18 protein-coding genes and 1 other RNA gene are annotated in these 23,030 nt (G+C 54.8%); 12 read left to right on the top strand and 7 right to left on the bottom strand.

What is annotated here, in order from left to right; all coding sequences use genetic code 11:
* Positions 1 to 41: 41 nt before the first annotated feature.
* The 3 genes from hemP to IM299_RS03110 all read right to left on the bottom strand — a co-directional run bounded on the left by hemP (position 42) and on the right by IM299_RS03110 (position 2,475).
* Complete coding sequence (gene hemP, locus IM299_RS03120; RefSeq protein ID WP_193031202.1) at positions 42 to 230, bottom strand: hemin uptake protein HemP; 189 nt, start codon at positions 228 to 230, stop codon at positions 42 to 44.
* Positions 231 to 442: 212 nt separating this feature from the next.
* Positions 443 to 1,489 (bottom strand): 3-deoxy-7-phosphoheptulonate synthase AroH, encoded by a 1,047-nt coding sequence (gene aroH / locus IM299_RS03115; RefSeq protein WP_193357033.1) that lies wholly within the window; start codon positions 1,487 to 1,489, stop codon positions 443 to 445.
* A gap of 152 nt (positions 1,490 to 1,641) precedes the next feature.
* Positions 1,642 to 2,475 carry a pyruvate, water dikinase regulatory protein gene (locus tag IM299_RS03110; RefSeq protein WP_028012835.1) on the bottom strand — a complete coding sequence of 278 codons (834 nt, stop codon included), beginning with the start codon at positions 2,473 to 2,475 and terminating at the stop codon, positions 1,642 to 1,644.
* Between the two features lie 335 nt (positions 2,476 to 2,810).
* Here IM299_RS03110 and ppsA point away from each other — a divergent pair, with 335 nt between their 5' ends.
* The 3 genes from ppsA (at position 2,811) to IM299_RS03095 (ending at position 9,203) form a co-directional block, all read left to right on the top strand.
* A complete protein-coding gene (ppsA, locus tag IM299_RS03105) occupies positions 2,811 to 5,189 on the top strand; it encodes a phosphoenolpyruvate synthase (protein ID WP_153656021.1) in 2,379 nt (792 codons plus the stop codon).
* A 234-nt stretch (positions 5,190 to 5,423) separates the two neighbouring features.
* Entirely contained in the window at positions 5,424 to 6,824 is a 1,401-nt protein-coding gene (locus IM299_RS03100) for an MFS transporter (protein ID WP_193357032.1), read from the top strand.
* A 3-nt stretch (positions 6,825 to 6,827) separates the two neighbouring features.
* Positions 6,828 to 9,203 carry a glycoside hydrolase family 3 N-terminal domain-containing protein gene (locus IM299_RS03095; RefSeq protein ID WP_193357031.1) on the top strand — a complete coding sequence of 792 codons (2,376 nt, stop codon included), beginning with the start codon at positions 6,828 to 6,830 and terminating at the stop codon, positions 9,201 to 9,203.
* A gap of 5 nt (positions 9,204 to 9,208) precedes the next feature.
* Here the strand turns inward: IM299_RS03095 and rprA are convergent.
* From rprA to IM299_RS03080, 3 genes are all read right to left on the bottom strand, one after another.
* An RNA gene (rprA, locus tag IM299_RS03090) (antisense sRNA RprA) lies at positions 9,209 to 9,316 on the bottom strand.
* A 191-nt stretch (positions 9,317 to 9,507) separates the two neighbouring features.
* Complete coding sequence (locus tag IM299_RS03085; RefSeq protein WP_193357030.1) at positions 9,508 to 9,945, bottom strand: helix-turn-helix domain-containing protein; 438 nt, start codon at positions 9,943 to 9,945, stop codon at positions 9,508 to 9,510.
* 285 nt (positions 9,946 to 10,230) lie between these two features.
* Complete coding sequence (locus IM299_RS03080; RefSeq protein ID WP_048956234.1) at positions 10,231 to 10,893, bottom strand: helix-turn-helix domain-containing protein; 663 nt, start codon at positions 10,891 to 10,893, stop codon at positions 10,231 to 10,233.
* A 406-nt stretch (positions 10,894 to 11,299) separates the two neighbouring features.
* Between IM299_RS03080 and IM299_RS03075 the strand changes: the two genes are divergently transcribed.
* The 7 genes from IM299_RS03075 to IM299_RS03045 all read left to right on the top strand — a co-directional run bounded on the left by IM299_RS03075 (position 11,300) and on the right by IM299_RS03045 (position 18,188).
* Positions 11,300 to 11,827, top strand: coding sequence for a fimbrial protein (locus IM299_RS03075; protein ID WP_048956235.1), 528 nt, complete (start codon positions 11,300 to 11,302; stop codon positions 11,825 to 11,827).
* Between the two features lie 54 nt (positions 11,828 to 11,881).
* A complete protein-coding gene (locus tag IM299_RS03070; protein WP_048956236.1) occupies positions 11,882 to 12,559 on the top strand; it encodes a molecular chaperone in 678 nt (225 codons plus the stop codon).
* Between the two features lie 30 nt (positions 12,560 to 12,589).
* Positions 12,590 to 15,115 carry a fimbria/pilus outer membrane usher protein gene (locus IM299_RS03065; RefSeq protein ID WP_193357029.1) on the top strand — a complete coding sequence of 842 codons (2,526 nt, stop codon included), beginning with the start codon at positions 12,590 to 12,592 and terminating at the stop codon, positions 15,113 to 15,115.
* Between the two features lie 30 nt (positions 15,116 to 15,145).
* Positions 15,146 to 16,180, top strand: a complete 1,035-nt coding sequence (locus IM299_RS03060) for a fimbrial protein (protein WP_074135934.1) — start codon at positions 15,146 to 15,148, stop codon at positions 16,178 to 16,180.
* Between the two features lie 13 nt (positions 16,181 to 16,193).
* Positions 16,194 to 16,721 carry a fimbrial protein gene (locus IM299_RS03055; protein ID WP_193357028.1) on the top strand — a complete coding sequence of 176 codons (528 nt, stop codon included), beginning with the start codon at positions 16,194 to 16,196 and terminating at the stop codon, positions 16,719 to 16,721.
* Positions 16,722 to 16,867: 146 nt separating this feature from the next.
* Positions 16,868 to 17,563, top strand: a complete 696-nt coding sequence (locus tag IM299_RS03050) for an EAL domain-containing protein (protein ID WP_048956240.1) — start codon at positions 16,868 to 16,870, stop codon at positions 17,561 to 17,563.
* Entirely contained in the window at positions 17,556 to 18,188 is a 633-nt protein-coding gene (locus IM299_RS03045; RefSeq protein WP_048956241.1) for a LuxR C-terminal-related transcriptional regulator, read from the top strand. Before IM299_RS03050 ends, IM299_RS03045 begins: the two co-directional genes overlap by 8 nt.
* Positions 18,189 to 18,224: 36 nt before the next feature.
* Here IM299_RS03045 and ydiK read toward each other — a convergent pair whose 3' ends face one another.
* Positions 18,225 to 19,340, bottom strand: coding sequence for an AI-2E family transporter YdiK (ydiK, locus tag IM299_RS03040; RefSeq protein ID WP_048956243.1), 1,116 nt, complete (start codon positions 19,338 to 19,340; stop codon positions 18,225 to 18,227).
* 198 nt (positions 19,341 to 19,538) lie between these two features.
* On the opposite strand from ydiK, the gene IM299_RS03035 reads away from it, so the two are divergent.
* Both IM299_RS03035 and menI read left to right on the top strand, forming a co-directional pair.
* On the top strand, positions 19,539 to 22,595 hold the full coding sequence (locus tag IM299_RS03035; RefSeq protein WP_193357027.1) for an FAD-binding and (Fe-S)-binding domain-containing protein: 3,057 nt from the start codon (positions 19,539 to 19,541) through the stop codon (positions 22,593 to 22,595).
* Entirely contained in the window at positions 22,592 to 23,002 is a 411-nt protein-coding gene (menI, locus tag IM299_RS03030; RefSeq protein WP_028012841.1) for a 1,4-dihydroxy-2-naphthoyl-CoA hydrolase, read from the top strand. The genes IM299_RS03035 and menI overlap by 4 nt, the downstream gene beginning before the upstream one ends.
* The last annotated feature ends 28 nt before the right edge of the window (positions 23,003 to 23,030 follow it).

The following is a 23,030-nucleotide window of genomic DNA, read 5'->3' as shown; positions in this document are numbered from 1 at the left end:
GCTGCCTGGGGATCACCTGGGTGGCTGGCGAAAGTTTTGGTTTATTTTGTGAGGATCAATTTTCCGGCATTCGTCTGGCGTAGCAGATACTGCTGGCCGTCATGCTCGATAATCACCCGGCCCTCATCACCCAGCAGCGTTTTGCTGTCGATGCGGCGATCGGTGGAAGCAGGGGATGGCGCTGTGTGTGTTTTTACTGGCGTTGCCGCGCTGTTATCGGTCGGTGACATAATGTTCATAAATAACAATCAATGTAACAATGATAATCATTATCAATAAACTGCAAATTCACGGCAAGCGTTTTTGTGAAAATTGTGTGACGGGATCAAATTCAGGGGGAGGCGATGCGGCCTGATGCCCTCACCCCAACCCTCTCCCACGGGGAGAGGAAGAAGGGCGCGAACCGTAGGTCGGGTAAGCGCAGCGCCACCCGACAATAACATCAGAAGCGAGAATCAACCGCCGCTGCCAGCTTCTCCAGCAGCAGCTCGCTGTCTTCCCAGCTCAGGCACGGGTCGGTGATCGACTGACCGTATACCATCTGCTGGCCGGCAACGATTTTCTGCGTGCCTTCTTTGATAAAGCTTTCGGCCATGATCCCGGCAACGGCGGTCGAGCCGCTGCGGATCTGCTGACAGACCTCATCGCAGACGTCAAGCTGGCGGCGATGCTGCTTCTGGCAGTTGCCGTGGCTGAAATCTACCACCAGATGTTCCGGCAGGTCGAATTCGGCCAGCGTTTCACAGGCGGCAGCGATGTCTTGTGCATGGTAATTAGGCTTCTTCCCGCCGCGCATAATGATATGCCCATACGGGTTACCGCTGGTCTGGTAGATGGTCATATGGCCGTTCTTGTCCGGCGACAGGAACATATGGCTGGCACGCGAGGCGCGGATCGCATCGACCGCAATCCGCGTGTTGCCGTCGGTCCCGTTTTTGAAGCCGACCGGACAGGAGAGGGCTGAGGCCATCTCGCGGTGGATTTGGCTTTCGGTAGTGCGCGCGCCAATCGCGCCCCAGCTGATCAGATCGGCGATAAACTGCCCGGTCACCATGTCGAGAAACTCGGTGGCCGTCGGCACGCCCAGCTCGTTGACCTGCAACAGCAGCTTGCGCGCCAGCTCGATGCCGTGGTTTACGCGATAGCTGCCGTTAAGGTCAGGGTCGGAAATCAGCCCCTTCCAGCCCACCACGGTACGCGGTTTTTCAAAGTAGGTGCGCATCACAATCTCCAGGCGATGCTGGTATTTTTTCCGCAGCCCCTGAAGTCGTTTTGCATAATCCATCGCGGCATCCAGATCGTGGATGGAGCAGGGCCCAATCACCACCAGAAGACGCTTGTCTTCACCATTGAGGATTTTTTCAATGCGGCGGCGGGAGGCCGTCACATGTTCCGCGACCGCGGCGGAAACGGGGTGCCGCTCGGCCAGTTCAGCCGGGGTGACCAGGCTGTCTATGCGCGCCGTGCGGAGTTCATCGGTTTTATTCATGACTTGTCTCAGAAAATTTTTGCTTCATCGGCAGACTACCGGGAAGTGATGGGCATCACATTAAACCAATCCCTGCTGATTTCAAGTTCGGGGCGACACCGCCCCGCTGTTGAAAAGGATGATACATGAATCTGAGCCAATGTACTAGCGTATTAGTACATGCGGCGATTAAGCCCCATGATGTCGAGAATTTTGGTGGCGATCTCTTCTACCGAATAGTTCGTGCTGTTCAGCCACGGGATCTGGTTTTTGCGGTACAGGGCTTCCACTTCGGAGACCTCCATGCGGCACTGGCGCATCGAGGCGTAGCGGCTGTTCTCGCGGCGCTCTTCGCGGATCGCCGCGAGACGTTCCGGGTTAATCGTCAGGCCGAACAGCTTGTGCTGCAGCGGCTTGAGCGCAGCAGGCAGCACCAGGTTATCCATATCGTCGGCAATAAAGGGGTAGTTTGCGGCGCGGATGCCGAACTGCATCGCCAGATAGAGGCTGGTCGGCGTTTTGCCGCAGCGCGACACGCCGAGCAAAATCACCTGCGCCTGGTCGAGGTTGCGCAGCGAGATCCCGTCGTCGTGCGCCAGGGTGTAGTCGATGGCGGCAATACGCGCGTCATATTTGGTCAGGTTGCCGGGGTTCAGCCCGTGGGTGCGGTGCGCGATAGGCGTCGGGTCAAGCTTAAGCTCGCTCTGGAGCGGGGCCACCAGCGCCTGCACGATATCCTGGCAAAAGCCTTCACTTTGCAAAATGATGTGGCGAATCTCAGGAATAACGATGGAGTAGAACACCAGCGGGCGCACGCCGGTCTGCTGGAAGATGGCGTCAATCTGGTCCTTCACCGCTTTGGCACGGCTCTCATTTTCCACAAACGGCAGCGTGATGCTGTTAATCGAAACGGGGAATTGCGACATCACCGCGTGGCCCAGCACCTCGGCGGTGATCGCCGTACCATCAGAAATATAAAAAACGTGACGATCGACAGCATTATCCATTTTACCCACCCTGAATATCGGACCTAATTGTCTGAAAGCATAAATTAAAAAAGTTAATTGCACAGCAAAGAAGTTATCTGAATTTAAAATGAAATGATGTTTTTGATTTTCCTGAAAAGCGGATTTCATTTTTCAAATAGCGACTTTATTTTTGTGGTTTCTGGCTGAATATAGAGGAATCATCGGGTTAATCGTTGATGGGAAACTATCCGAAAAGTTGAAAATTTAAATTGCTTACACGATTCACCGTTTTTTTAGCGCAAATAATTATGCCAGTATAAATACGTAGTCAGGTGTTACTTACTCCGATCAAATATCACAAAAGGATTGTTTCGATGTCCAACAATGGCTCGTCACCGCTGGTGCTTTGGTATAACCAACTCGGCATGAATGATGTAGACAGAGTTGGGGGCAAAAATGCCTCCCTGGGTGAAATGATTACAAATCTGTCCGGTATGGGTGTCTCCGTACCAAACGGGTTTGCCACGACCGCCGACGCGTTTAACCTGTTTTTAGACCAGAGCGGTGTAAACCAGCGCATTTACGACCTGCTGGATAAAACGGATATTGATGACGTCACCGAGCTTGCCAAAGCCGGGGCGCAGATCCGCCAGTGGATCATCGACACACCTTTCCAGCCGGAACTGGAAAAAGCTATCCATGACGCGTACAACCAGCTCTCCGCTGACGATGCGCAGGCCTCCTTTGCCGTACGTTCTTCCGCGACCGCAGAAGACATGCCGGACGCGTCGTTTGCCGGACAGCAGGAAACCTTCCTGAACGTTCAGGGCTACGATGCGGTGCTGGTGGCGGTGAAGCACGTATTTGCTTCCCTGTTCAACGACCGCGCCATCTCCTATCGCGTGCACCAGGGCTATGACCATCGCGGCGTGGCGCTCTCCGCGGGCGTGCAGCGCATGGTGCGCTCGGACGTGGGTTCCTCCGGCGTGATGTTCTCCATTGATACCGAATCCGGCTTCGACCAGGTGGTGTTCATCACCTCCGCGTGGGGCCTGGGTGAGATGGTCGTGCAGGGCGCGGTGAACCCTGACGAATTCTACGTACACAAGCCTACGCTTGCCGCTGGCCGTCCGGCGGTGGTGCGCCGCACCATGGGCTCGAAAAAAATCCGCATGATTTATGCCCCAACCCAGGAGCATGGCAAGCAGGTTAAGATTGAAGATGTGCCGCAGGAGCAGCGCGACCGCTTCTCCCTGACCGACGCCGAAGTGCAGGAGCTGGCGAAGCAGGCGGTGCAAATTGAGAAACACTATGGCCGTCCGATGGATATCGAATGGGCGAAAGACGGGAACACCGGCAAGCTGTTTATCGTTCAGGCGCGCCCGGAAACCGTTCGCTCTCGCGGCCAGGTGATGGAGCGTTATACGCTGCACGCGCAGGGTAAAATCGTGGCGGAAGGCCGCGCCATCGGTCACCGCATCGGTGCCGGTCCGGTCAAAGTGATCCACGACATCAGCGAGATGAACCGTATTGAGCCAGGCGACGTGCTGGTGACCGACATGACCGACCCGGACTGGGAACCGATCATGAAGAAAGCGTCGGCCATCGTCACCAACCGCGGCGGCCGTACCTGCCACGCGGCGATCATTGCCCGCGAGCTGGGGATCCCGGCGGTTGTCGGCTGCGGTGATGCCACCGAGCGCATGAAGGACGGACAGAACGTGACCGTCTCCTGTGCCGAAGGCGACACCGGCTACGTCTACGCAGATATCCTCGACTTCAGCGTGAAGAGCTCCAGCGTGGATACCATGCCGGATCTGCCGCTGAAGATCATGATGAACGTCGGTAACCCGGACCGCGCGTTTGACTTCGCCTGCCTGCCGAACGAAGGCGTTGGCCTGGCGCGTCTGGAATTCATCATTAACCGCATGATCGGCGTTCACCCGCGCGCGCTGCTGGAGTTTGACGACCAGGACGCGAAGCTGCAGAACGAAATCCGCGAGATGATGAAAGGCTACGACTCGCCGAAAGAGTTCTACGTCGGCCGTCTGACCGAAGGGATCGCCACGCTGGGTGCAGCGTTCTACCCGAAACGCGTGATCGTGCGTCTGTCTGACTTTAAGTCTAACGAATACGCTAACCTTGTGGGCGGCGAGCGCTACGAGCCGGAAGAAGAGAACCCGATGCTGGGCTTCCGCGGGGCCGGACGCTACGTGTCCGACAGCTTCCGCGACTGCTTCGCGCTGGAGTGCGAGGCGGTGAAACGCGTGCGCAACGACATGGGGCTGACCAACGTCGAAATTATGATCCCGTTCGTGCGTACCGTGGATCAGGCGAAAGCGGTGGTGGACGAGCTGGCGCGTCAGGGCCTGAAGCGCGGCGAAAACGGTCTGAAGATCATCATGATGTGTGAGATCCCGTCCAACGCCCTGCTGGCCGAGCAGTTCCTGGAGCACTTCGACGGCTTCTCTATCGGCTCGAACGACATGACTCAGCTGACGCTGGGCCTGGACCGCGACTCCGGCGTGGTTTCCGAACTGTTCGACGAGCGTAACGACGCGGTGAAAGCGCTGCTTTCCATGTCCATCCGCGCGGCGAAGAAGCAGGGTAAATACGTCGGGATTTGCGGTCAGGGTCCATCCGACCATGAAGACTTTGCTGCCTGGCTGATGGAAGAGGGGATTGACAGCCTCTCCCTGAACCCGGACACGGTAGTGCAAACCTGGCTGAGCCTGGCGGAACTGAACAAGTAACGGCAACACGATCGCAAAAAGGCGAGGATTTTATTCCTCGCCTTTTTTATTTCACCTCTAATTTGCTCCCCATCACAAATAATCTAAAAAACCAAATATCATAATTTGTCTGTTAATTAAGACAATTGTTAGTGCGCAACGCGTTGCTAATACTTGAGCCTTACTGCGCATTTCCCTTCAGATGATGCGCAACTGGTTGAAATACGTTTTAACCTGATAAAAAGGCAAATAACAATGACACTCTCCTCTGTATTGCGTACTAAAGATAAAATAGGTTATGGCTTAGGTGATATGGCCAGCGCGCTGGTCTGGCAAACGGCAACGTTATTTCTCGCTTATTTCTATACGGACGTTTTTGGGCTTCCCGCCGCAATCATGGGCACCATGTTTTTAGTGGTACGCGTGGTTGATGCGTTTGTCGACCCGTGCATTGGCGCGCTGGTGGATCGCACCCAGACGCGTCACGGTCGTTTCCGTCCCTGGCTGCTGTGGTTCGCCATTCCGTTTGGCGTAAGCTGCCTTATCACTTTCTATGTACCGGACGTGGGACCGACGGCGAAAATCGTTTATGCCTGCGTGACCTACGCGATTTTAAGTCTGATTTACTCCGCCATTAACGTGCCTTACTGCGCCATGCCGGGCGCGCTGACGCTGGATCCGCGGGAGCGTCACTCCCTGCAGTCCTGGCGTTTTGGCCTGTCATTTATTGGCGGGTTGATCGTAACGGTTATCGCTCTGCCGCTGGTCTCATTGTTGGGCCAGGGCAACGTGCAGAAAGGCTATTTCTTTGCCATGAGCCTGATGGGGCTGCTGGGAATTGTGCTGTTCTTTTGCTGTTTCCTGATGACCCGCGAGCGTTATTCCCCGCGCAATGATACCTCCGGCTCCATGTTCACCGATTTAAAACTGCTGGCCGGTAACAGCCAGTGGCGCATTGTGTTTGTGTTTAATATTTTGCTGTTAACGGCGGTGGTGACGCGCGGCTCTGCCACCATGTATTACGTCAACTATGTACTGTTGCGCCCGGAGCTGGTTTTTGCCTTTATTGTTTCTGGCATGGTGGCCTCGCTAAGCGGCGCGTTATTATCTGAACGCCTGCTGGGGAAATTTGACCGCGTGCGCGCCTATCAGTGGACGATAATGTCCTTCGTCATTTTCGGCGCGCTGATTTTCTTCCTGCCGCCTTCGCAGGTGTGGCTAATCTTTGGCCTTAACATCGTCTTTAGCTTTATTCAAAACCTCACCACGCCGCTCCAGTGGACCATGTTCTCTGATGTGGTCGACTACGAAGAGCATCGTAGCGGCCGCCGTCTGGACGGGCTGGTCTTCTCTACCGCACTGTTCGCCATCAAGTTTGGCCTTGCGCTGGGCGGGGCGGTGGTCGGCTGGGTGCTCGGCATGGTGGATTACGCCCCGGGCCAGGCAGCCCAGGCGCCGCACGTGCTCTCCACCATCAACGCGCTGTTCACCCTTATTCCGTGCGCGCTGTTCCTCTGCATGGTGGCGCTGCTTTCCATCTACAAGCTCAACAGCCGGCTGGTGGATTCCATCGCCCGGGAGCTGGCCAGCAAGCGTGAGGTAAGACCCGACGCGGGGCAGCTCAGCCCGGCAACCCCTTCCGCACTACAGGAGTAAAATATGACTGCTATCTATAAGGACGCGGGACGTCCCGTGCACGAGCGCGTCGCTGATTTACTGGCGCGCATGACCCCGGAAGAGAAGTTCGCCCAGATGCACGCCTACTGGCTGATCCTCGATGAAAACGGCAACCACCGGGAGCGCAGCGATTTGAGCGACGAATTCGCCGGCGTCAGCGAGCAGGCGGCGCTGAGCGAACGGCTAAAACTGGGCGTCGGGCAGATCACCCGTCCGCTCGGCACCCACATCGTTGACGCGAAAACCGGGGTGCGCGCGGCTAACCGCCTGCAGCGCATGATGATGGAAGAGACGCGGCTTGGCATTCCGGCGTTGTTCCACGAGGAGTGCCTGGTGGGGCTGCTGTGCAAAGACGCCACGCTGTTCCCGTCCTCGCTCAACTACGGCTCGACCTGGGACCCGGAGCTGGTGCAGCGCGCGGCAGAGCAGATCGGGAAAGAGGCGCGTTCCGTCGGTTGCCAGCAGGGGCTGGCCCCGGTGCTGGACGTTTCCCGCGACGTGCGCTGGGGGCGTACCGAAGAGACCTTCGGCGAAGATCCCTGGCTGGTGGGCGTGATGGCAACCGCCTGGGTGAAAGGGTTACAGGGCGACAAGCGCGATCTGCTGGCGACGCTCAAGCATTACGTGGGCCACTCGTTCAGCGAAGGGGCGCGCAACCACGCCCCGGTGCATCTTGGCTTTAGCGAGCTGAACGACACCTTCCTGCTACCGTTTGAAATGGCGGTCAAGCTGGCAAATGCCGGTTCGGTCATGCCCGCCTACCACGACATCGATAACCAGCCGGGGCACAGCGACAGCTTCCTGTTGACCACCGTCCTGCGCGAACAGTGGGGCTTCGACGGCATTATTGTGGCGGACTACGGCGGCGTCAGCCTGCTGCACCAGCACCACGGGATTTCCCACGACGCAGCGGAGTCCGCCGCGCTTGCGTTTAACGCCGGGCTGGACGTTGAGCTGCCGAAAGATGACTGCGCACGCCATCTGGAGGAAGCGGTAGAGCGCGGGCTGATCTCTATGGCGAAAGTCGATGAGATCGTGGCGCGTACGCTGACCGAAAAATTCCGTCTCGGCCTGTTTGAGAACCCGTATGCCGATGAAAACGGCATCGATCTGCAAAATGAGAGGACCCGCCAGGTGGCGCGGGAGGTGGCGACAAAATCGGTGACGCTGCTGGAAAACAACGGCATTCTGCCGCTGAACGGTAAACCCCGCGTGGCGGTGGTGGGGCCGACGGCAGACGATCCGCTGGCGTTACTCAGCGGGTATAGCTTCCCGGTGCATCTGATCATCAGCGATATGGTTGAGGAAACCTCGCAGGTGACGACCCCGCGCGCGGCGCTGGAGCAGTACCTGGGGGCATCGAACGTGCGCTACGCGAAAGGGTGCCACATTATTGAAAAACGGATGGCGGGCGCGCCGGTCTTCCCGGGCGACAGCGGCGGCAAGCCAATGCAGCAGTCTCCGGTGTCGCAAAGTACCGCACTTATCCCCGAGGCGGTCAGCGCCGCACAGGAGAGTGACGTGGTGGTGGCCTGCGTGGGCGATCTCGCCGGGCTGTTCCAGAGCGGCACCGTGGGGGAAGGCTCCGATACCGACTCCCTGAATCTGCCGGGCGTGCAGCAACAGCTGCTGGAGGCGCTGGTGGCGACGGGCAAACCGGTGATCGTCGTGATGACCGGCGGGCGTCCGTACAACCTTCAGGGGCTGGAGGAGAAGATTGCCGCGCTGATGATGGCCTGGGCGCCGGGACAGGAAGGGGGCTGGGCGATTGCCGATGTGTTAACCGGTCGCGCGGAGCCGCAGGGCCGGCTGGTGGTCAGCGTGCCGAAAAGCGCCGGGGCGATGCCGTTCTACTATAACCACAAGCTGAAAAGCGGCGGCACGCCGTTCGCGTTCCATTTCGGTGCGCGTTACCCGTTTGGTTTCGGCCTCGGCTGGACGCAGTTTAGCTGGGGCACTGCCCGCGTCGCTGAAAGCAGCGTGCCGGTCGACGGTGAGGTGACGCTAAGCGTGGATATCACCAATACCGGCGAGCGCAGCGGCAGCGAGGTGGTGCAGGTCTACGTGCGGGACAAGGTCGCCACCCAGGTGCGCCCGCTTCAGGAGCTTAAGGCCTTCCAGCGCGTCAATCTCTCACCGGGTGAAACCGCCACGCTCACCTTCACGCTGCCGGTTGAGATGTTCAACTTTACCCGCCGGGACGGGAAACGCATCGTCGAGCCGGGCGAGTTTGAACTGCAGGTTGGCGCATCGTCGGCGGATATCCACCAGGCGGTGACGGTCAATGTGACGGGGGAAACGCGGGTGCTGCCTGCTGAGTGGCGGATGCTCAGTACCTGTAAGGTTAAGCGCGCGTAGTCAGGATAAAAAAAAGCCCATCGTGGGAGATGGGCAAAGACTACACACAGCAATTCGTTGTTTCACTCAGGGGATTTCCATGCTTATAAATCAAGGTGTTGATTTATAACCGTGAGCTAATAGTAGGCATTGTAATTTTTAGCGTCGATCGGATTCGTCTCAATAGTTAAAGAGACGTAAAGATTTCTTGCGGCTAAATGCAGAAACGGCGGGTCAGACCAGTGCATAATGAATAAATACTTTAGCAGGGCTTAAGTATTTGAGGGGGGAGGCCGGGAAGGGGTACCCTCCTTTCTGAGGCACCCTAAAACTTCTCCGGAAGTTTCACAATATTCATCAACACGCCCCTGTTCATCTCGATATACCCGCCTTCTTTTAACGAGGCAAGAATGCGCATGATCCCGCTACGCGAGAGGTGGGTTTTATCGCGGATATAGCGCTCGGCAGTGATGTTTTCTCGCACGGCAGGGGATTCGCTGAGGAGTTCGTTGAGCTGAGCCCGCACGATATCGTAAGCGGAGGGGGCCGACAGCTGTTCACTGGAGTGAAAAAGTTTACCTGCGACCACCATCATATGTTTCGCCAGCGGTTCCCAGAGATGATGGGTGTTAACGGTCGCCTGTACCGCGTCCATGTTAAGAATCGCAATATCGCAGGGAACCAGCGTTTTAATATAACCGTCCATCTGCATTTGCCAGAGGTTGCCGATGCCGACCAAAGAGGGACCCGTGATGGTGCTCATCACAAGATCGTCACTCTGACGGTGGACGGTTACGCGTCCCGTAAGAATAAGGTAGCAAAAACGCTCGCCCCTGATTTGCATGCCCAAACGACGGCGGGGAAGGATGTGTTTTACTTCTGCATCCTGTTTGAGGTAATCCACCAGCAAATGAGCAAAATCTGAAGTGCGAAGGATCCGCGATTGAGATGTCTCTGTGGCCATACGTTACCCATCTATAGCATGCTGCGTTTTGAGGCAAGTATAGTCCTGTCTTAGATCTTGCTCGTCTGAAGTCCGGGAATTCATTCAATATTTTAGCGGTAAGTGATGAAGAGTAACCAGAATACCCCGGTTAAGCTCAATATAACCCGCTTCACGCAACTCTGCGAGAATACGCATAATACCGCTACGCGACAGATAGGTTCGACTTTTGATGTAATTCGCTGCCGTAATGCTGGTGCGGATGCGCTCTGATTCGTTCATCAACTCCTGAAGCTGAAAGCGGATGATCTCGTAGGAGGACATCTGCGAGATTAGCGTGCAATGCTCATAGACGCGTGAAGCGGTATAAACCAGCAGCTTACACAGGCTTTCCCATAGTCCAAAGCTTTCAATCAAAAGGTTAAAACGTTCCAGCGGTAGTCGGCTTATGACCGCATTTTCATTAACGCGGATATAAAGATTTTCTGACTGGGCGAACTGATTGCTCACGCCCAGAATAAAGGGAGCCTGCTCTGAATTAAGCACCATGGCATCTCCCCGACGGTTTAACGTGACGCTCCCTTCGTGAAGAATATAGCACGTTCGTTTACTGCCGGAATAATAACGTAATATTTCACCTTTATTTGCCTTGAAGCTTGTACCGAAAGGGGATGTTTGTTCAATAATAGTATTAATAGACAGGACGGGCTTTACCGCTTGCGCAGATGTAACTTCCGGCGTTGAGCCGGTTGTGATTTTTGTATTCATAATTATTTGCTCCAGACGATCTTTGTATGGGTAAAGATACGTACCGGATTATCGTTCTGCTTTTCAGAGAAGGAAATATGAGCGTGGTGCCATTGTAGACTGATTTTTTAACATGTTAGCAATATTCATGTTGAGGTAAAATAGTGAATATTTGCGGTGTTAATAATGTGTTAATTTTAAAGTCTACGGTTGGTCTAAAAACCGATTGTGCTCAAAATCCAAATTCTATAAATTTCGCTACAGCAAGTGAGGGAGTGTAAACAATTTTATCTAATGAGATTGTTTTATCATTACGCACTGCACACTGAAAATGAAATAACGGGCGCAAAAATATATAGCCATCGCGCTGTCTGGATGTTGCTGTCTGTATTTCATGACCTGATATTATTACTAAGGAATTAACTTCATGAAAAAGAATATTATCGTTGCTGCTTTTACTGCGACTGTCGCATTATCCATGTCTAATGCTTTTGCAGCGGCAGGTACCGTAAACTTTACCGGTGAAATTCTGGACGCAGCGTGCACCGTTGACGTGGGTTCGCAGAACCAGACCGTTGAACTGGGTAAATATAATAAATCTGAATTCTCTGCTGCCGGTGATACCACTGCGGCCAAGAAATTCAATATCGTGCTGAAAGATTGCCCGGATACCATCACCGCTGCACACGTTGCATTCGATGGTAAGCCAGACGCTACGGATTCTAATCTGCTGGCGATCGACAGCTCTGTTTCTGGTGCAGCAACTGGCGTGGCTATCAACCTGATGACCGCTGACAAAGCTGACCTGGGCCTGCACGGCGACAACGGCTACCGTTATACCCTGACCACTGATGACAACACGCTGGATTTCTACGCGCAGTATAAATCCACGTCTGACACTGTGACTGCGGGTCCGGCTAACTCTGTTGCCAACTTCTCTGTGGTTTACAACTAATTTCCCCCCGGAAAATAAGGGCCAGTTATCTGGCCCTTCATCGTGAGATTATTTATGAACTTGATTAGCAAAGTATTTATTGCCTGCACCGCTATGGCTATGGGTTGTTCCGCCGCCAGCGCCGGCGTGGTTATTGGTGGCACACGTGTAATTTATGATGGCAATAAAAAGGAAGCCTCTCTGAGCGTCAATAACCCGGACAGTACGCCGTATTTAATACAGTCATGGGTCGAGGTGCCAGGTAATGGCGCTGAGAAAGCGCCTTTTATTATTACCCCACCGTTATACCGTCTGGATAAAGGCCAGCAGAACGTTGAGCGTATTTTAGTGGCAGGTGCGCTGCCACAAGATAAAGAAAGTCTTTACTGGCTGAATATTAAGGCGATTCCGTCTGCACCGGCAAAAGATAATACCCTGCAAATCGCCGTCAAAACCCGCATTAAACTGATTTATCGACCGGCGGCATTAAAAGGGCAGTTGCCTGAAGAGCAGGCCGATAAATTAACCTGGCAGCGCAGCGGTAATCAGATACAGGTGAATAACCCCACCAGTCTGGTGATGAATTTCAATGAAATAACGGTGAATGGCAAAAAGCTGGATGACGTCAGCTATGTCCTGCCGGGAAGCTCAGCGCGCTTTGCCTTGCCTCAGGGCGTCAGCGGCGGTGCGGTGACATTCAAGGTGATTAACGACTATGGCGGTACCGGCGAAGCCCATAAAGCCAGCATTTAATAAATAAAGGAATAAAGGATTAACAGGCTAATGGTTCAAAAAACGTTATTTCGTCCTGCCCGACTGGCGCTTTTCATCGCTGCGGTTATTGGGGGGTACAGTGGTGTGGTTCAGGCACGAGACTATTTTAACCCTGAACTCTTGGAGCTGGATAATCCGGGCGCAGGAAAAGCGGATCTGGCGGCCTTCGAGTCGGGCTCTCAGGCACCGGGTAAATACCATGTTGATGTGGTACTCGACGAGCAGCAGGTGGACACCCTTGACCTTCAGTTCAACGCGGTGAAACAGGGAGAAGACGGGGATGAACGTCTCCAGCCCTGCCTGAGCGTTGAGCAGTTGAAAAGCTGGGGGGTCAAAACCGAACTGTTTCCTGACCTGAATAAAGGCGGGGAGTGCGTCAACCTGGCGGCGATCCCCCAGGCCTCGGCGGACTTTGAGTTCGGCGCACAGCGCCTGGTGCTGACTATTCCGCAGGCGGCTGTGGCGATGCAGGCCCGCGGGTACGTGCCGCCGGAACAGTGGGATAACGGTATCGCCGCGCTGATGCTCAACTACAGCCTGAGCGGGGCCAACAGCTGGGCGCGTCAGGGAAGCGGGACTGACAGCAGCAGCCAGTACGCGAACCTGCGTCCGGGGCTCAATATCGGCCCGTGGCGGTTTCGCAATTACTCCACCTGGAGTCGCGACAATGACGGCAAGGATAAATGGGATACGGTCTACACCTACGCCCAGCGGGCCGTTGTACCGCTAAAAGCCCAGTTCACCGCCGGCGACAGTTCCGCGCCTGCTGATGTGTTTGACAGCATGCCGTTCCGCGGCGTGCAGCTGGCCTCTGACGACGATATGCTCCCGGATTCGCTGAAAGGCTATGCGCCGGTGGTGCGCGGGATTGCCCGCACCAACGCCCGGGTGGTGGTACGCCAGAATGGCTATCAGATTTACCAGAGCTATGTTGCTCCGGGGGCGTTTGAAATTATCGATATGTACCCGACCGGTGGCGCGGGCGATCTTGATGTCACGGTTAAAGAAGCCGACGGCAGTGAACAGCATTTTACCGTGCCGTTTGCCTCTTTGCCGGTATTGCAGCGTGAAGGTCGCCTGAAGTTTTCAGCGACGGGCGGGCAATATCGCTCGTATGACGGGTCTGTGGACAAGACGCCGTTCGGACAAATGACCGGCATTTACGGTCTGCCGTACGGCTTTACGATCTATGGCGGCTTTCAGGAGTCGAGTAAATACCAGTCTATTGCGGCCGGTGTCGGTAAAAATATGGGGGACCTGGGCGCGGTTTCTACCGACGTGACCCAGGCGTGGTCGACTCCGTACAAACAGGCGAAAGAGAGCGGCCAGTCGTGGCGTATCCGTTACAGCAAAAACTTTGCTGAAACAGGGACAAACTTCGCGATTGCGGGTTACCGCTACTCGACGGCGGGCTACTACGGGATGCAGGAAGTGCTGGATTCGTACGGCGACAGCAGCGCCCTCAGCGACCGCCGCCGCAACCGCGCCGAGATGACCGTCAGCCAGAATCTGGGAGCCAATTTTGGATCGCTGTCGCTGAGCGCCGTAAAAGAGGACTACTGGAATTCCGGCCAGAGCATGGAATCTTACAGCGCCGGGTACAACAACTACTGGGGCGGCATCAGCTACGGGCTGACCTATACCTACAGCAAGAACGGCAGCGCGGGCAGCTACGGCAGTAAAACCAGCTACGACAAAGATCAGATCCTGGCGCTCAACGTCAGCATCCCGCTGGAAAAATTCCTGCCGCAGACGTGGGCCAACTACAGCATGAACAGCAGCAAGAACAGCGGAACAACGCATTCTGTAGGCATCAACGGCATGGCGCTGGAAAACAACGCGCTCAGCTGGAACGTGCAGCAGGGCTACGGCACAGACGGCGTGGGCTACACCGGCAACATGAACGGCGACTATAAAGGCACCTACGGTGAAGTGACGGCGGGTTATGCCTACGACAAGAGCAGCGACCGGCTGAACTACGGGCTGCAGGGCGGCATCCTGGCTCATGCCGACGGCGTAACCCTGTCGCAGCCGCTGGGCGAAACCAACGTGCTGGTGAAGGCACCGGGTGCGAAGGGCGTGGGCATTCATAACCAGACAGGCGCCAAAACCGACTGGCGCGGCTATACCGCCGTCAGTAACGTACAGCCATTCCGCAAGAATGACGTAACGCTGAATACTGAAACGCTGCCGGACGATGTAGAGCTGGAACTAACCACCAAAACGGTGGTTCCGACGCGCGGTGCGGTGGTTAAAGCGGATTATGTGGCAAATGTCGGGATGCGGGTATTAATGACGCTGACTCAAGCTAATGGTAAGCCGGTGCCGTTTGGGGCGATTGCAACCCTTGAAGGAAATAAAGAACAAAGTTTCATTGTTGGGGACGGCGGACAAGTTTATTTATCAGTAGCTTCGCAATCAGGATATTTAAATGTGCGGTGGGGCGATTCTAAAATGAGTTCTTGTACTAGTCATTTTCATATAAATGAAAAAAACACTAATGGTGTGATACTTTCAAGCGAGCGTTGTAATTAATGATAAGTTATGTAGTTGAAGGTGTTTGATATGAAAATTATATATTTATTCGCTTTTTTAATGTGCAATATTGCATCTTCTTATGCAAATACATGTTCTAATTTAATAGGAAGCACTTCTATAAATATCGGTAATATTATTGTTCAACGTGATGCAGTTGTGGGGAGTGCCATTTCGAACGAAATTTATGGTTCTAATGCTCAAACATATAGTTGCCGTACAACAGATTACGGTGGGGACCGTGCCGGAGTAAAAAACTCGTATTCTAGTTACGTTCGTTCAGGCCCCTCAGGAGAAAGAATTTATTCCACCACCCTGTCAGGGTTAGGGATCAGTATCGGTGTTAAGCAATCAGGTGTAGAGCTTTCCACTGGCACAACATATGCCGGTGAAGGAGTCATAGGCGTTCCAGGGTCATATGCTTCACTAGTAGATGCTTGGATTGGCCCAGGGTTTGGAACGTCAAATATTAATACCTATCAGAACTATACTCAGCAACCCAAAATAAGATTATGGAAAACTGCAAACATGATATCAGGCCCGATTTCTGGTCAGGTTGCAGCATTGATTGCTAATAGCAGTAGCAATCTATCTGGGCAATGGGCCACTGAAATACCAATCACTGTATCGGGTAACATAACAGTTGTTGCATGTTCAATAGCAACACCAAATTTAACATTTCCGATAGGGAATATATTGGCCTCAAGTTTTGGAACGGCAGTAGGCACAACGCCTTCGGGTGCACAAAACACCCAGAATCTGGGCCTAAATTGTGATGCAAATGCAAATATCAACGTCACCTTACAAGGCACCCAAAACCCGGATGTCAGCACTACCAGCGTATTAGCACTCAGCGGTCAGGGTAATGCTGATGTCGCAAAAGGCGTTGGCGTGCAGCTCTTATATAACGGCGCGCCGTTAGTATTGAATAATCGGATTGTACTAAAACGATCAGCAGGTGGTCAGGAAACTTTTCCGATTACTGCACGTTATTATCAGACCAAAACAGCGGTCACCACGGGCAAAGCCAATGCCTCTGCCACCCTGGATTTAACATATCAGTAAAAGAGTAATAAAAATGAATATAAAAAATACATTTAACGTCAGCGCAATCATGACCGGCGCATTACTGAGTTGCTCAGCTCTGGCGGGCGATCCTGTGACCCTGAATATCACCGGTAATATTATTGCCTCACCGTGTGAAATCAGCAGTGATAGCGTGACTAAAACGATTGATCTGGGCGGCGGCTCGCCTATTCAGGCCTCCACGCTGCAAACGGCGGGGGCATCAACAAGCTGGATACCCTTTACAATTGGGCTGGTTAATTGCCCGGCGGGAACCACTAAAGCCACTATTCAATTTCATGGTACGCCAGATCCTGATAATCCTGCAGACATGTATAAAAATACGGGTTCTGCCAGCTATGTAGCGGTGCAGCTTCAGGGTTCAGGAGGCGATCAGTTTGGCGACGGAAAATCCTTTACCGGGACCATCGCCAATAATGCCTATACCTATAATCTCCGGACAAGGGCCTATACAAAAAATGGTGGGGTTACGCCAGGTACAATTAGTGCCGTCGTAACGGCAACATTCACTTATCAGTAGCCCAATACGTTCATTTTATGAACCCGGTTTTCGCAACCAGCATGGCGGTGGGCTTAATTCAGGTCGCACCGTCTATGTGCTGGTAATGAACCTCGATGTTACCTGGCAATAATACCTGACCAATCAACAATGCTACAGGATGCTATATGCCTTATCGTTTGCCGCCCGAGAGCGCGGTGCGCGGAATACGCTTTCAGCCTATTTACTCCCTGGCGGATGACACCATTCATGCGTGGGAAGTTCTTAGCTTACTGCATCAGGATTTACAGCATGAACGTTATTTTTCGTCACAGCCGGATGACGTCATCCTGAATATTCTTTGCTGGCAGCTGCTCATCGTTGCCAATATGAAGAACAGACGGCGCTACTATTTCAATATCTCTGCCCGGCTGCTTAGCCAGCCTCGGGTGGTGGAGCGTATCGCCAGATTATTACGTCCGGGTATTGTCATCGAAATTCAGGACCCGCAGGCACTGGTTTCCCTTTCCGCCTCAGAGCGAGAAAGTCTTTATCAGAATAAGGATAAAATTCAGTCTGCCGGTGCGGAAGTCTGGATTGATGATTTATTGCCAGAACATCTTCCCAGCCTGCAGAATAAACTGGCGCTCTTTGATGGTGTGAAAATCGATAAAAGCGTACTGCATTACACTGCGCACGAACCGGAGGTCTTCCCGGCGTTCATTGCATGGTGCATGTCGCGGGTAAAATCCGTTCTGGTCGAAGGGGTAGAAAACAGTCTGCATTTTAAGACCGCGGCCAGCGCCGGTTGTCATTATTTACAGGGGTTTATGTGGCCAGAAGAGCGGTATTCATTACGCTATATGTCGGTGGGCAATGATTAATATTTTGATAAAAGAGACCGATTCACTTTTTATCCTCGGTATGCAGGCTTTTTTTACTGATTTTTTTGCGCGCCGCTTGAACAAGGCCGTAACGTTCCTGCCTGATTATAGCCAGGAAAATATTGCTCTTGCCGAGGTCATCGTTCTCTCATTTCGTAAAGGTGAGCGGTACACCTGTTTTCCTGAACTGCGGGTACGAACGAAGGGGATTATTATCGGTCTTGTTGATGAAAAGGAAACTCACGAACAGTCGCCATCGTGTTTTGCTGATATCTTCTACATTAACCGGCACAGCTCAATGGAGGAATGGACAGATAAAATGGATACCGTCTGGAAAAAGTGGCGAATGTCGCCGACCCCTTTAGCTTATCCTTCCTGCCTGTGGTGCAAAAATCGTCAGATGTCTAATCATCAATTGCGCATTATGGCCCATATTTACCAGGGTAAAACGGTGAAGTGGATATCCAGCTATCTTGGCATTAGCACTAAAACGATTTTTTCTCAAAAATATCTGGTTAGGCATAAATTCAATTTACGCAATGATATTGAGCTGATTGAATTTTTAAACGTGTTAGCAGAAAAAGAGCTGAACTCATCACGCTTCAGCCTGCTGATCAGGCGCTAGTATCACCGGGTGGCACGTACCACCCGGCAGCACGGCTTACTGCGTGTTCTTCTCTTCCAGCTCTTCCAGCTCGCTCAGAATCACGTCCGGGTCGGTACCAGGCGGCGGCACTTCATGAACCCAGGCGGAGAACAGACGCCAGGTAACGGCAAGCAGCACCGGGCCAATGAACAGACCGATCATCCCGAAAGCAATTAACCCGCCGATAACCCCGGAGAGGATCAGGATCAGCGGCAGGTCTGCGCCCATGCGGATGAGGATGGGGCGAATCACGTTATCCATGGTGCCAACCACGCAGCTCCAGACCAGCAGAACCGTTCCCCACGTGGTATCACCCGTCCAGTAAAGCCAGATAATGCTCGGAACCAGTACCAGCAGCGGCCCCAGTTGCGCAAGGCAGGTCATCAGCATGACTACGGTAAAGACGGTGGCGTACGGTACGCCGGAAATCGCCAGGCCGATACCGCCCAGCACCGCCTGCACCAGCGCCGTCACCACGACGCCCAGGGCGACCGCGCGCACGGCCTGCGCGGCCAGCAGCACCGCGGCGTCACCGCGTTTTCCCGCCAGGCGGGTGGCAAAGTGACGAACGCCTAAAGCCACCTGCTCACCGCGCCAGTAAAGCAGGGCGCTGAAGACCAGCATCAGGGTACAGTGCATCATAAACCGGCCGATATGTGCGGCCTGACCGACAAACCAGGTGGTGGTGGTGCCAATATACGGACGCACTTTCGCCATCAGCGCGCTGCCGCCCATCTCCAGCAGGCTATGCCAGCCGCTGTAAAGCTTAGCGCCCACGACCGGAATGCTGTTCAGCCAGCCGAGGTCCGGCAGCGTCAGGTCGCCGCTTGTCACGGCGCGGATCACCGGGCCGCTGGAGTCGACAAGGCTGTTTACCAGCAGCGCAACTGGAATAATAAACAGCAGGAACAGCAGCAGCGTCATCACCAGCACGGCCAGCCCGCGGCGGCCAAACAGCAGTTTCTGCAAGCGCAGCAGCAAAGGCCACGTGGCGACGACAACGGTCGCAGCCCAGGCGAAGCCGAGAATAAAAGGTTGAACAATCCACAGACACGCAATAATCATGAGGGCCAGGAACAGCACCGACAGCAGAATTTGCGCAACATCCCTGGGCTGGCGAAGATTGACCATAAATGAAACTTTCCTTAAAAGAACGCCAGTACCACTGGCGGGAATGGAAAACCGCGTCTCTCTTATCATTAGCGATCGCAGCGGTTTTTGACAGGCGAATTCTGCCTGTAATTCAGCAGAGATTATAAGAAAAAAATGTGATAAAACTTTTAAGATACACGCAAACGATTCCCACAACTCTAATTAGGGTCGACAGTAATGATCCCACAGATTTCTCAGGCACCTGGCGTCGTTCAGCTGGTGCTTAATTTTTTGCAGGCACTGGAGCAACAGGGTTTTACAGGTGATACCGCCACGAACTATGCCGACAGGCTGACGATGGCAACCGATAACAGTATCTACCAGCTTCTTCCCGATGCCGTGGTTTTCCCGCGTTCAACGGCCGACGTGGCGCTTATCGCCCGGCTGGCAACGCAGGAGCGGTTTGCCTCGCTGGTCTTCACGCCGCGCGGCGGCGGCACCGGAACTAACGGTCAGGCGCTGAACCAGGGCATCATTATTGATATGTCGCGCTATATGAACCGCATCATTGAGATCAACCCCGAAGAGGGGTGGGTGCGGGTCGAAGCGGGCGTTATCAAAGATCAGCTTAACCAGTACCTCAAGCCTTACGGTTACTTTTTTGCCCCGGAGCTTTCCACCAGTAACCGCGCGACCCTCGGCGGGATGATCAACACGGATGCCTCCGGTCAGGGCTCGCTGGTCTACGGCAAAACCTCCGATCACGTGCTGGGCGTGCGGGCAGTATTGTTAGGCGGAGATATCCTTGATACCCAGCCGATGCCGGTCGAACTGGCGGAAACGCTGGGTAAAGATAACACCACCAGCGGGCGCATCTACCGCACCGTGCTGGAGCGCTGCCGCGACAACCGCCAGCTTATTCTCGACAAATTCCCTAAACTGAACCGCTTCTTAACGGGCTACGACCTGCGCCACGTGTTTAACGACGACCTGACGCAGTTTGATTTAACCCGCGTGCTGACCGGCTCCGAAGGAACGCTGGCGTTTATTACCGAGGCGCGGCTGGATATCACCCGCCTGCCGAAGGTGCGTCGCCTGGTGAACGTCAAATATGACTCCTTCGACTCCGCGCTGCGCAATGCGCCGTTTATGGTGGAAGCGCAGGCGCTGTCGGTGGAAACCGTCGACTCTAATGTGCTGAATCTGGCGCGGGAAGATATCGTCTGGCACTCCGTGCGCGAGCTGATTACCGACGTGCCGGACAAAGAGATGCTTGGCCTCAACATCGTGGAATTTGCCGGTGATGACGCGGAGCTGATTGAAAGCCAGGTGACGACGCTCTGCCAGCGCCTGGATGAGCTGATTGCTCATGGCGAAGGCGGCGTGATTGGCTGGCAGCTTTGTCACGATCTGGCCGGGATTGAGCGTATCTATGCGATGCGTAAAAAAGCCGTGGGTCTGCTCGGCAATGCGAAAGGGGCGGCGAAGCCGATTCCCTTTGCCGAAGATACCTGCGTGCCGCCTGAGCATCTGGCGGATTATATCGTCGAGTTTCGCGCCCTGCTGGACAGCTACGGCCTGAGCTACGGCATGTTCGGCCACGTCGATGCCGGGGTGCTTCACGTGCGTCCGGCGCTGGACATGTGCGACCCGCAGCAGGAGATCCTGATGAAGCAGATCTCCGACGACGTCGTAGCCTTGACCGCCAAATACGGCGGTCTGCTGTGGGGGGAGCACGGGAAAGGATTCCGCGCGGAATACAGCCCGGCGTTCTTCGGGGAGCAGCTTTACGCGGAGCTGCGCAAGGTTAAAGCGGCGTTCGACCCGGATAACCGCCTCAATCCGGGGAAAATCTGCCCGCCTGAAGGGGTGGACGCGCCGATGCTCCAGGTGGATGCCGTTAAGCGCGGTACGTATGACAGACAGATCCCGATTGCGGTGCGCTCGTCCTGGCGCGGCGCGATGGAGTGTAACGGCAACGGCCTGTGCTTTAACTTTGACGTGAAAAGTCCGATGTGCCCGTCAATGAAAATCACCAGCAACCGCATTCACTCGCCGAAAGGGCGTGCGACGCTGGTGCGCGAGTGGCTGCGTCTGCTGGCGGACCGCGGCGTCGATCCCCTGAAGCTGGAGCAGGAGCTGCCGGAAAAACGGGCCAGCCTGCGCTCGCTGATTGAGCGCACCCGCAACAGCTGGCATGCCAATAAGGGCGAGTATGATTTCTCCCATGAGGTGAAAGAGGCGATGTCCGGCTGTCTGGCCTGTAAAGCCTGCTCTACCCAGTGCCCGATTAAAATCGACGTGCCGGAATTCCGCTCGCGCTTCCTGCAGCTCTACCACACCCGCTATCTGCGCCCGGTGCGCGATCATCTGGTGGCGACGGTGGAAAGCTACGCGCCGCTGATGGCGCGCGCGCCGAAGACCTTTAACTTCTTTATCAACCAGCCGCTGGTGCGCAAGCTCTCAGAAAAACATATCGGCATGGTCGATCTGCCGTTGCTGTCGGTGCCGTCGCTGCAGCGCCAGCTCGTCGGTCACCGCTCGGCGAACATGACCCTGGAACAGCTCGAAGCGCTTACTCCTGAGCAAAAAGCGAATGTGGTGCTGGTGGTCCAGGATCCGTTCACCAGCTACTACGACGCGCAGGTGGTCACTGATTTTATCCGCCTGGTTGAAAAACTGGGCTATCAGCCTGTAGTGCTGCCGTTCTCGCCAAACGGCAAGGCCCAGCACATTAAAGGCTTCCTGAACCGCTTTGCGAAAACGGCGCAAAAAACCGCTGATTTTCTCAACCGGATCGCCGAACTTGGGATGCCGATGGTCGGCGTCGATCCGGCGCTGGTGCTTTGCTATCGCGATGAATACAAGCAGACGCTGGGTGATAAGCGCGGCGATTTCCACGTCATGCTGGTGCACGAGTGGCTGCCGGCAGCCCTGGAAGAGAAGGCCATTCAGGAGGCTGGCGGTGAACCGTGGTATCTGTTCGGACACTGTACGGAAGTGACGGCGCTGCCCGGCGCCCCGGCGCAATGGGCGTCTATTTTTGCGCGTTTCGGCGCGAAGCTGGAGAGCGTCAGCGTGGGCTGTTGCGGCATGGCGGGCACCTACGGCCACGAGGTGAAAAACCACGCCAACTCGCTCGGCATCTATGAGCTGTCGTGGCATCAGGCGATGCAGCGATTGCCAAGAAACCGCTGCCTGGCGACGGGCTACTCCTGCCGCAGCCAGGTGAAACGGGTTGAGGGTAACGGCGTACGCCACCCATTACAGGCTTTACTGGAGATAATTGGATGATCTGGAAACGTGCCGTCACGCTGCAGGCGCTAAACGCCATGGGCGAGGGGAATATGGTGGGGCTACTGGATATCCAGTTCACCCGCATTGGGGAAGACGATCTGGAGGCGACGATGCCTGTCGATAGTCGCACCCATCAGCCGTTTGGCCTGTTGCACGGCGGGGCTTCCGTCGTGCTGGCGGAAACCCTGGGCTCCGTCGCGGGATATCTCTGCACCGAAGGCGAACAGAAGGTGGTCGGGCTTGAGGTGAATGCCAACCACATTCGCTCGGTGCGCAGCGGGCGCGTGCGCGGTATCTGCCGCGCGCTGCACGCCGGTAGTCGCCACCAGGTGTGGCAGATTGATATTCTCGACGAGCAGGATCGCCTGTGCTGCTCGTCGCGTCTGACGACGGCGGTCGTGTAAAGTTTTCAGATGAATTGCCTTTGGTCAA

It is taken from the genome of Enterobacter cloacae complex sp. P47BA, assembly GCF_014930485.1.
GTDB classification, from domain to species: domain Bacteria; phylum Pseudomonadota; class Gammaproteobacteria; order Enterobacterales; family Enterobacteriaceae; genus Enterobacter; species Enterobacter bugandensis.
Note: the sequence above shows the minus strand (reverse complement) of the source record. Positions and strands in the feature narration are given on the sequence as shown.

Bases quoted from the DNA above. Each gene is read 5' to 3' on its own strand.
- IM299_RS03110 (WP_028012835.1), bottom strand. From the start codon at position 2,475: ATGGATAATGCTGTCGATCGTCACGTTTTTTATATTTCTGATGGTACG.
- menI (WP_028012841.1), top strand. From the start codon at position 22,592: ATGATCTGGAAACGTGCCGTCACGCTGCAGGCGCTAAACGCCATGGGC.
- IM299_RS03045 (WP_048956241.1), top strand. From the start codon at position 17,556: ATGATTAATATTTTGATAAAAGAGACCGATTCACTTTTTATCCTCGGT.
- ydiK (WP_048956243.1), bottom strand. From the start codon at position 19,340: ATGGTCAATCTTCGCCAGCCCAGGGATGTTGCGCAAATTCTGCTGTCG.
- IM299_RS03050 (WP_048956240.1), top strand. From the start codon at position 16,868: ATGCCTTATCGTTTGCCGCCCGAGAGCGCGGTGCGCGGAATACGCTTT.
- IM299_RS03100 (WP_193357032.1), top strand. From the start codon at position 5,424: ATGACACTCTCCTCTGTATTGCGTACTAAAGATAAAATAGGTTATGGC.
- IM299_RS03075 (WP_048956235.1), top strand. From the start codon at position 11,300: ATGAAAAAGAATATTATCGTTGCTGCTTTTACTGCGACTGTCGCATTA.
- hemP (WP_193031202.1), bottom strand. From the start codon at position 230: ATGTCACCGACCGATAACAGCGCGGCAACGCCAGTAAAAACACACACA.
- ppsA (WP_153656021.1), top strand. From the start codon at position 2,811: ATGTCCAACAATGGCTCGTCACCGCTGGTGCTTTGGTATAACCAACTC.
- IM299_RS03080 (WP_048956234.1), bottom strand. From the start codon at position 10,893: ATGAATACAAAAATCACAACCGGCTCAACGCCGGAAGTTACATCTGCG.
- IM299_RS03095 (WP_193357031.1), top strand. From the start codon at position 6,828: ATGACTGCTATCTATAAGGACGCGGGACGTCCCGTGCACGAGCGCGTC.
- IM299_RS03085 (WP_193357030.1), bottom strand. From the start codon at position 9,945: ATGAGCACCATCACGGGTCCCTCTTTGGTCGGCATCGGCAACCTCTGG.
- aroH (WP_193357033.1), bottom strand. From the start codon at position 1,489: ATGAATAAAACCGATGAACTCCGCACGGCGCGCATAGACAGCCTGGTC.
- IM299_RS03035 (WP_193357027.1), top strand. From the start codon at position 19,539: ATGATCCCACAGATTTCTCAGGCACCTGGCGTCGTTCAGCTGGTGCTT.
- IM299_RS03070 (WP_048956236.1), top strand. From the start codon at position 11,882: ATGAACTTGATTAGCAAAGTATTTATTGCCTGCACCGCTATGGCTATG.
- IM299_RS03065 (WP_193357029.1), top strand. From the start codon at position 12,590: ATGGTTCAAAAAACGTTATTTCGTCCTGCCCGACTGGCGCTTTTCATC.
- IM299_RS03055 (WP_193357028.1), top strand. From the start codon at position 16,194: ATGAATATAAAAAATACATTTAACGTCAGCGCAATCATGACCGGCGCA.
- IM299_RS03060 (WP_074135934.1), top strand. From the start codon at position 15,146: ATGAAAATTATATATTTATTCGCTTTTTTAATGTGCAATATTGCATCT.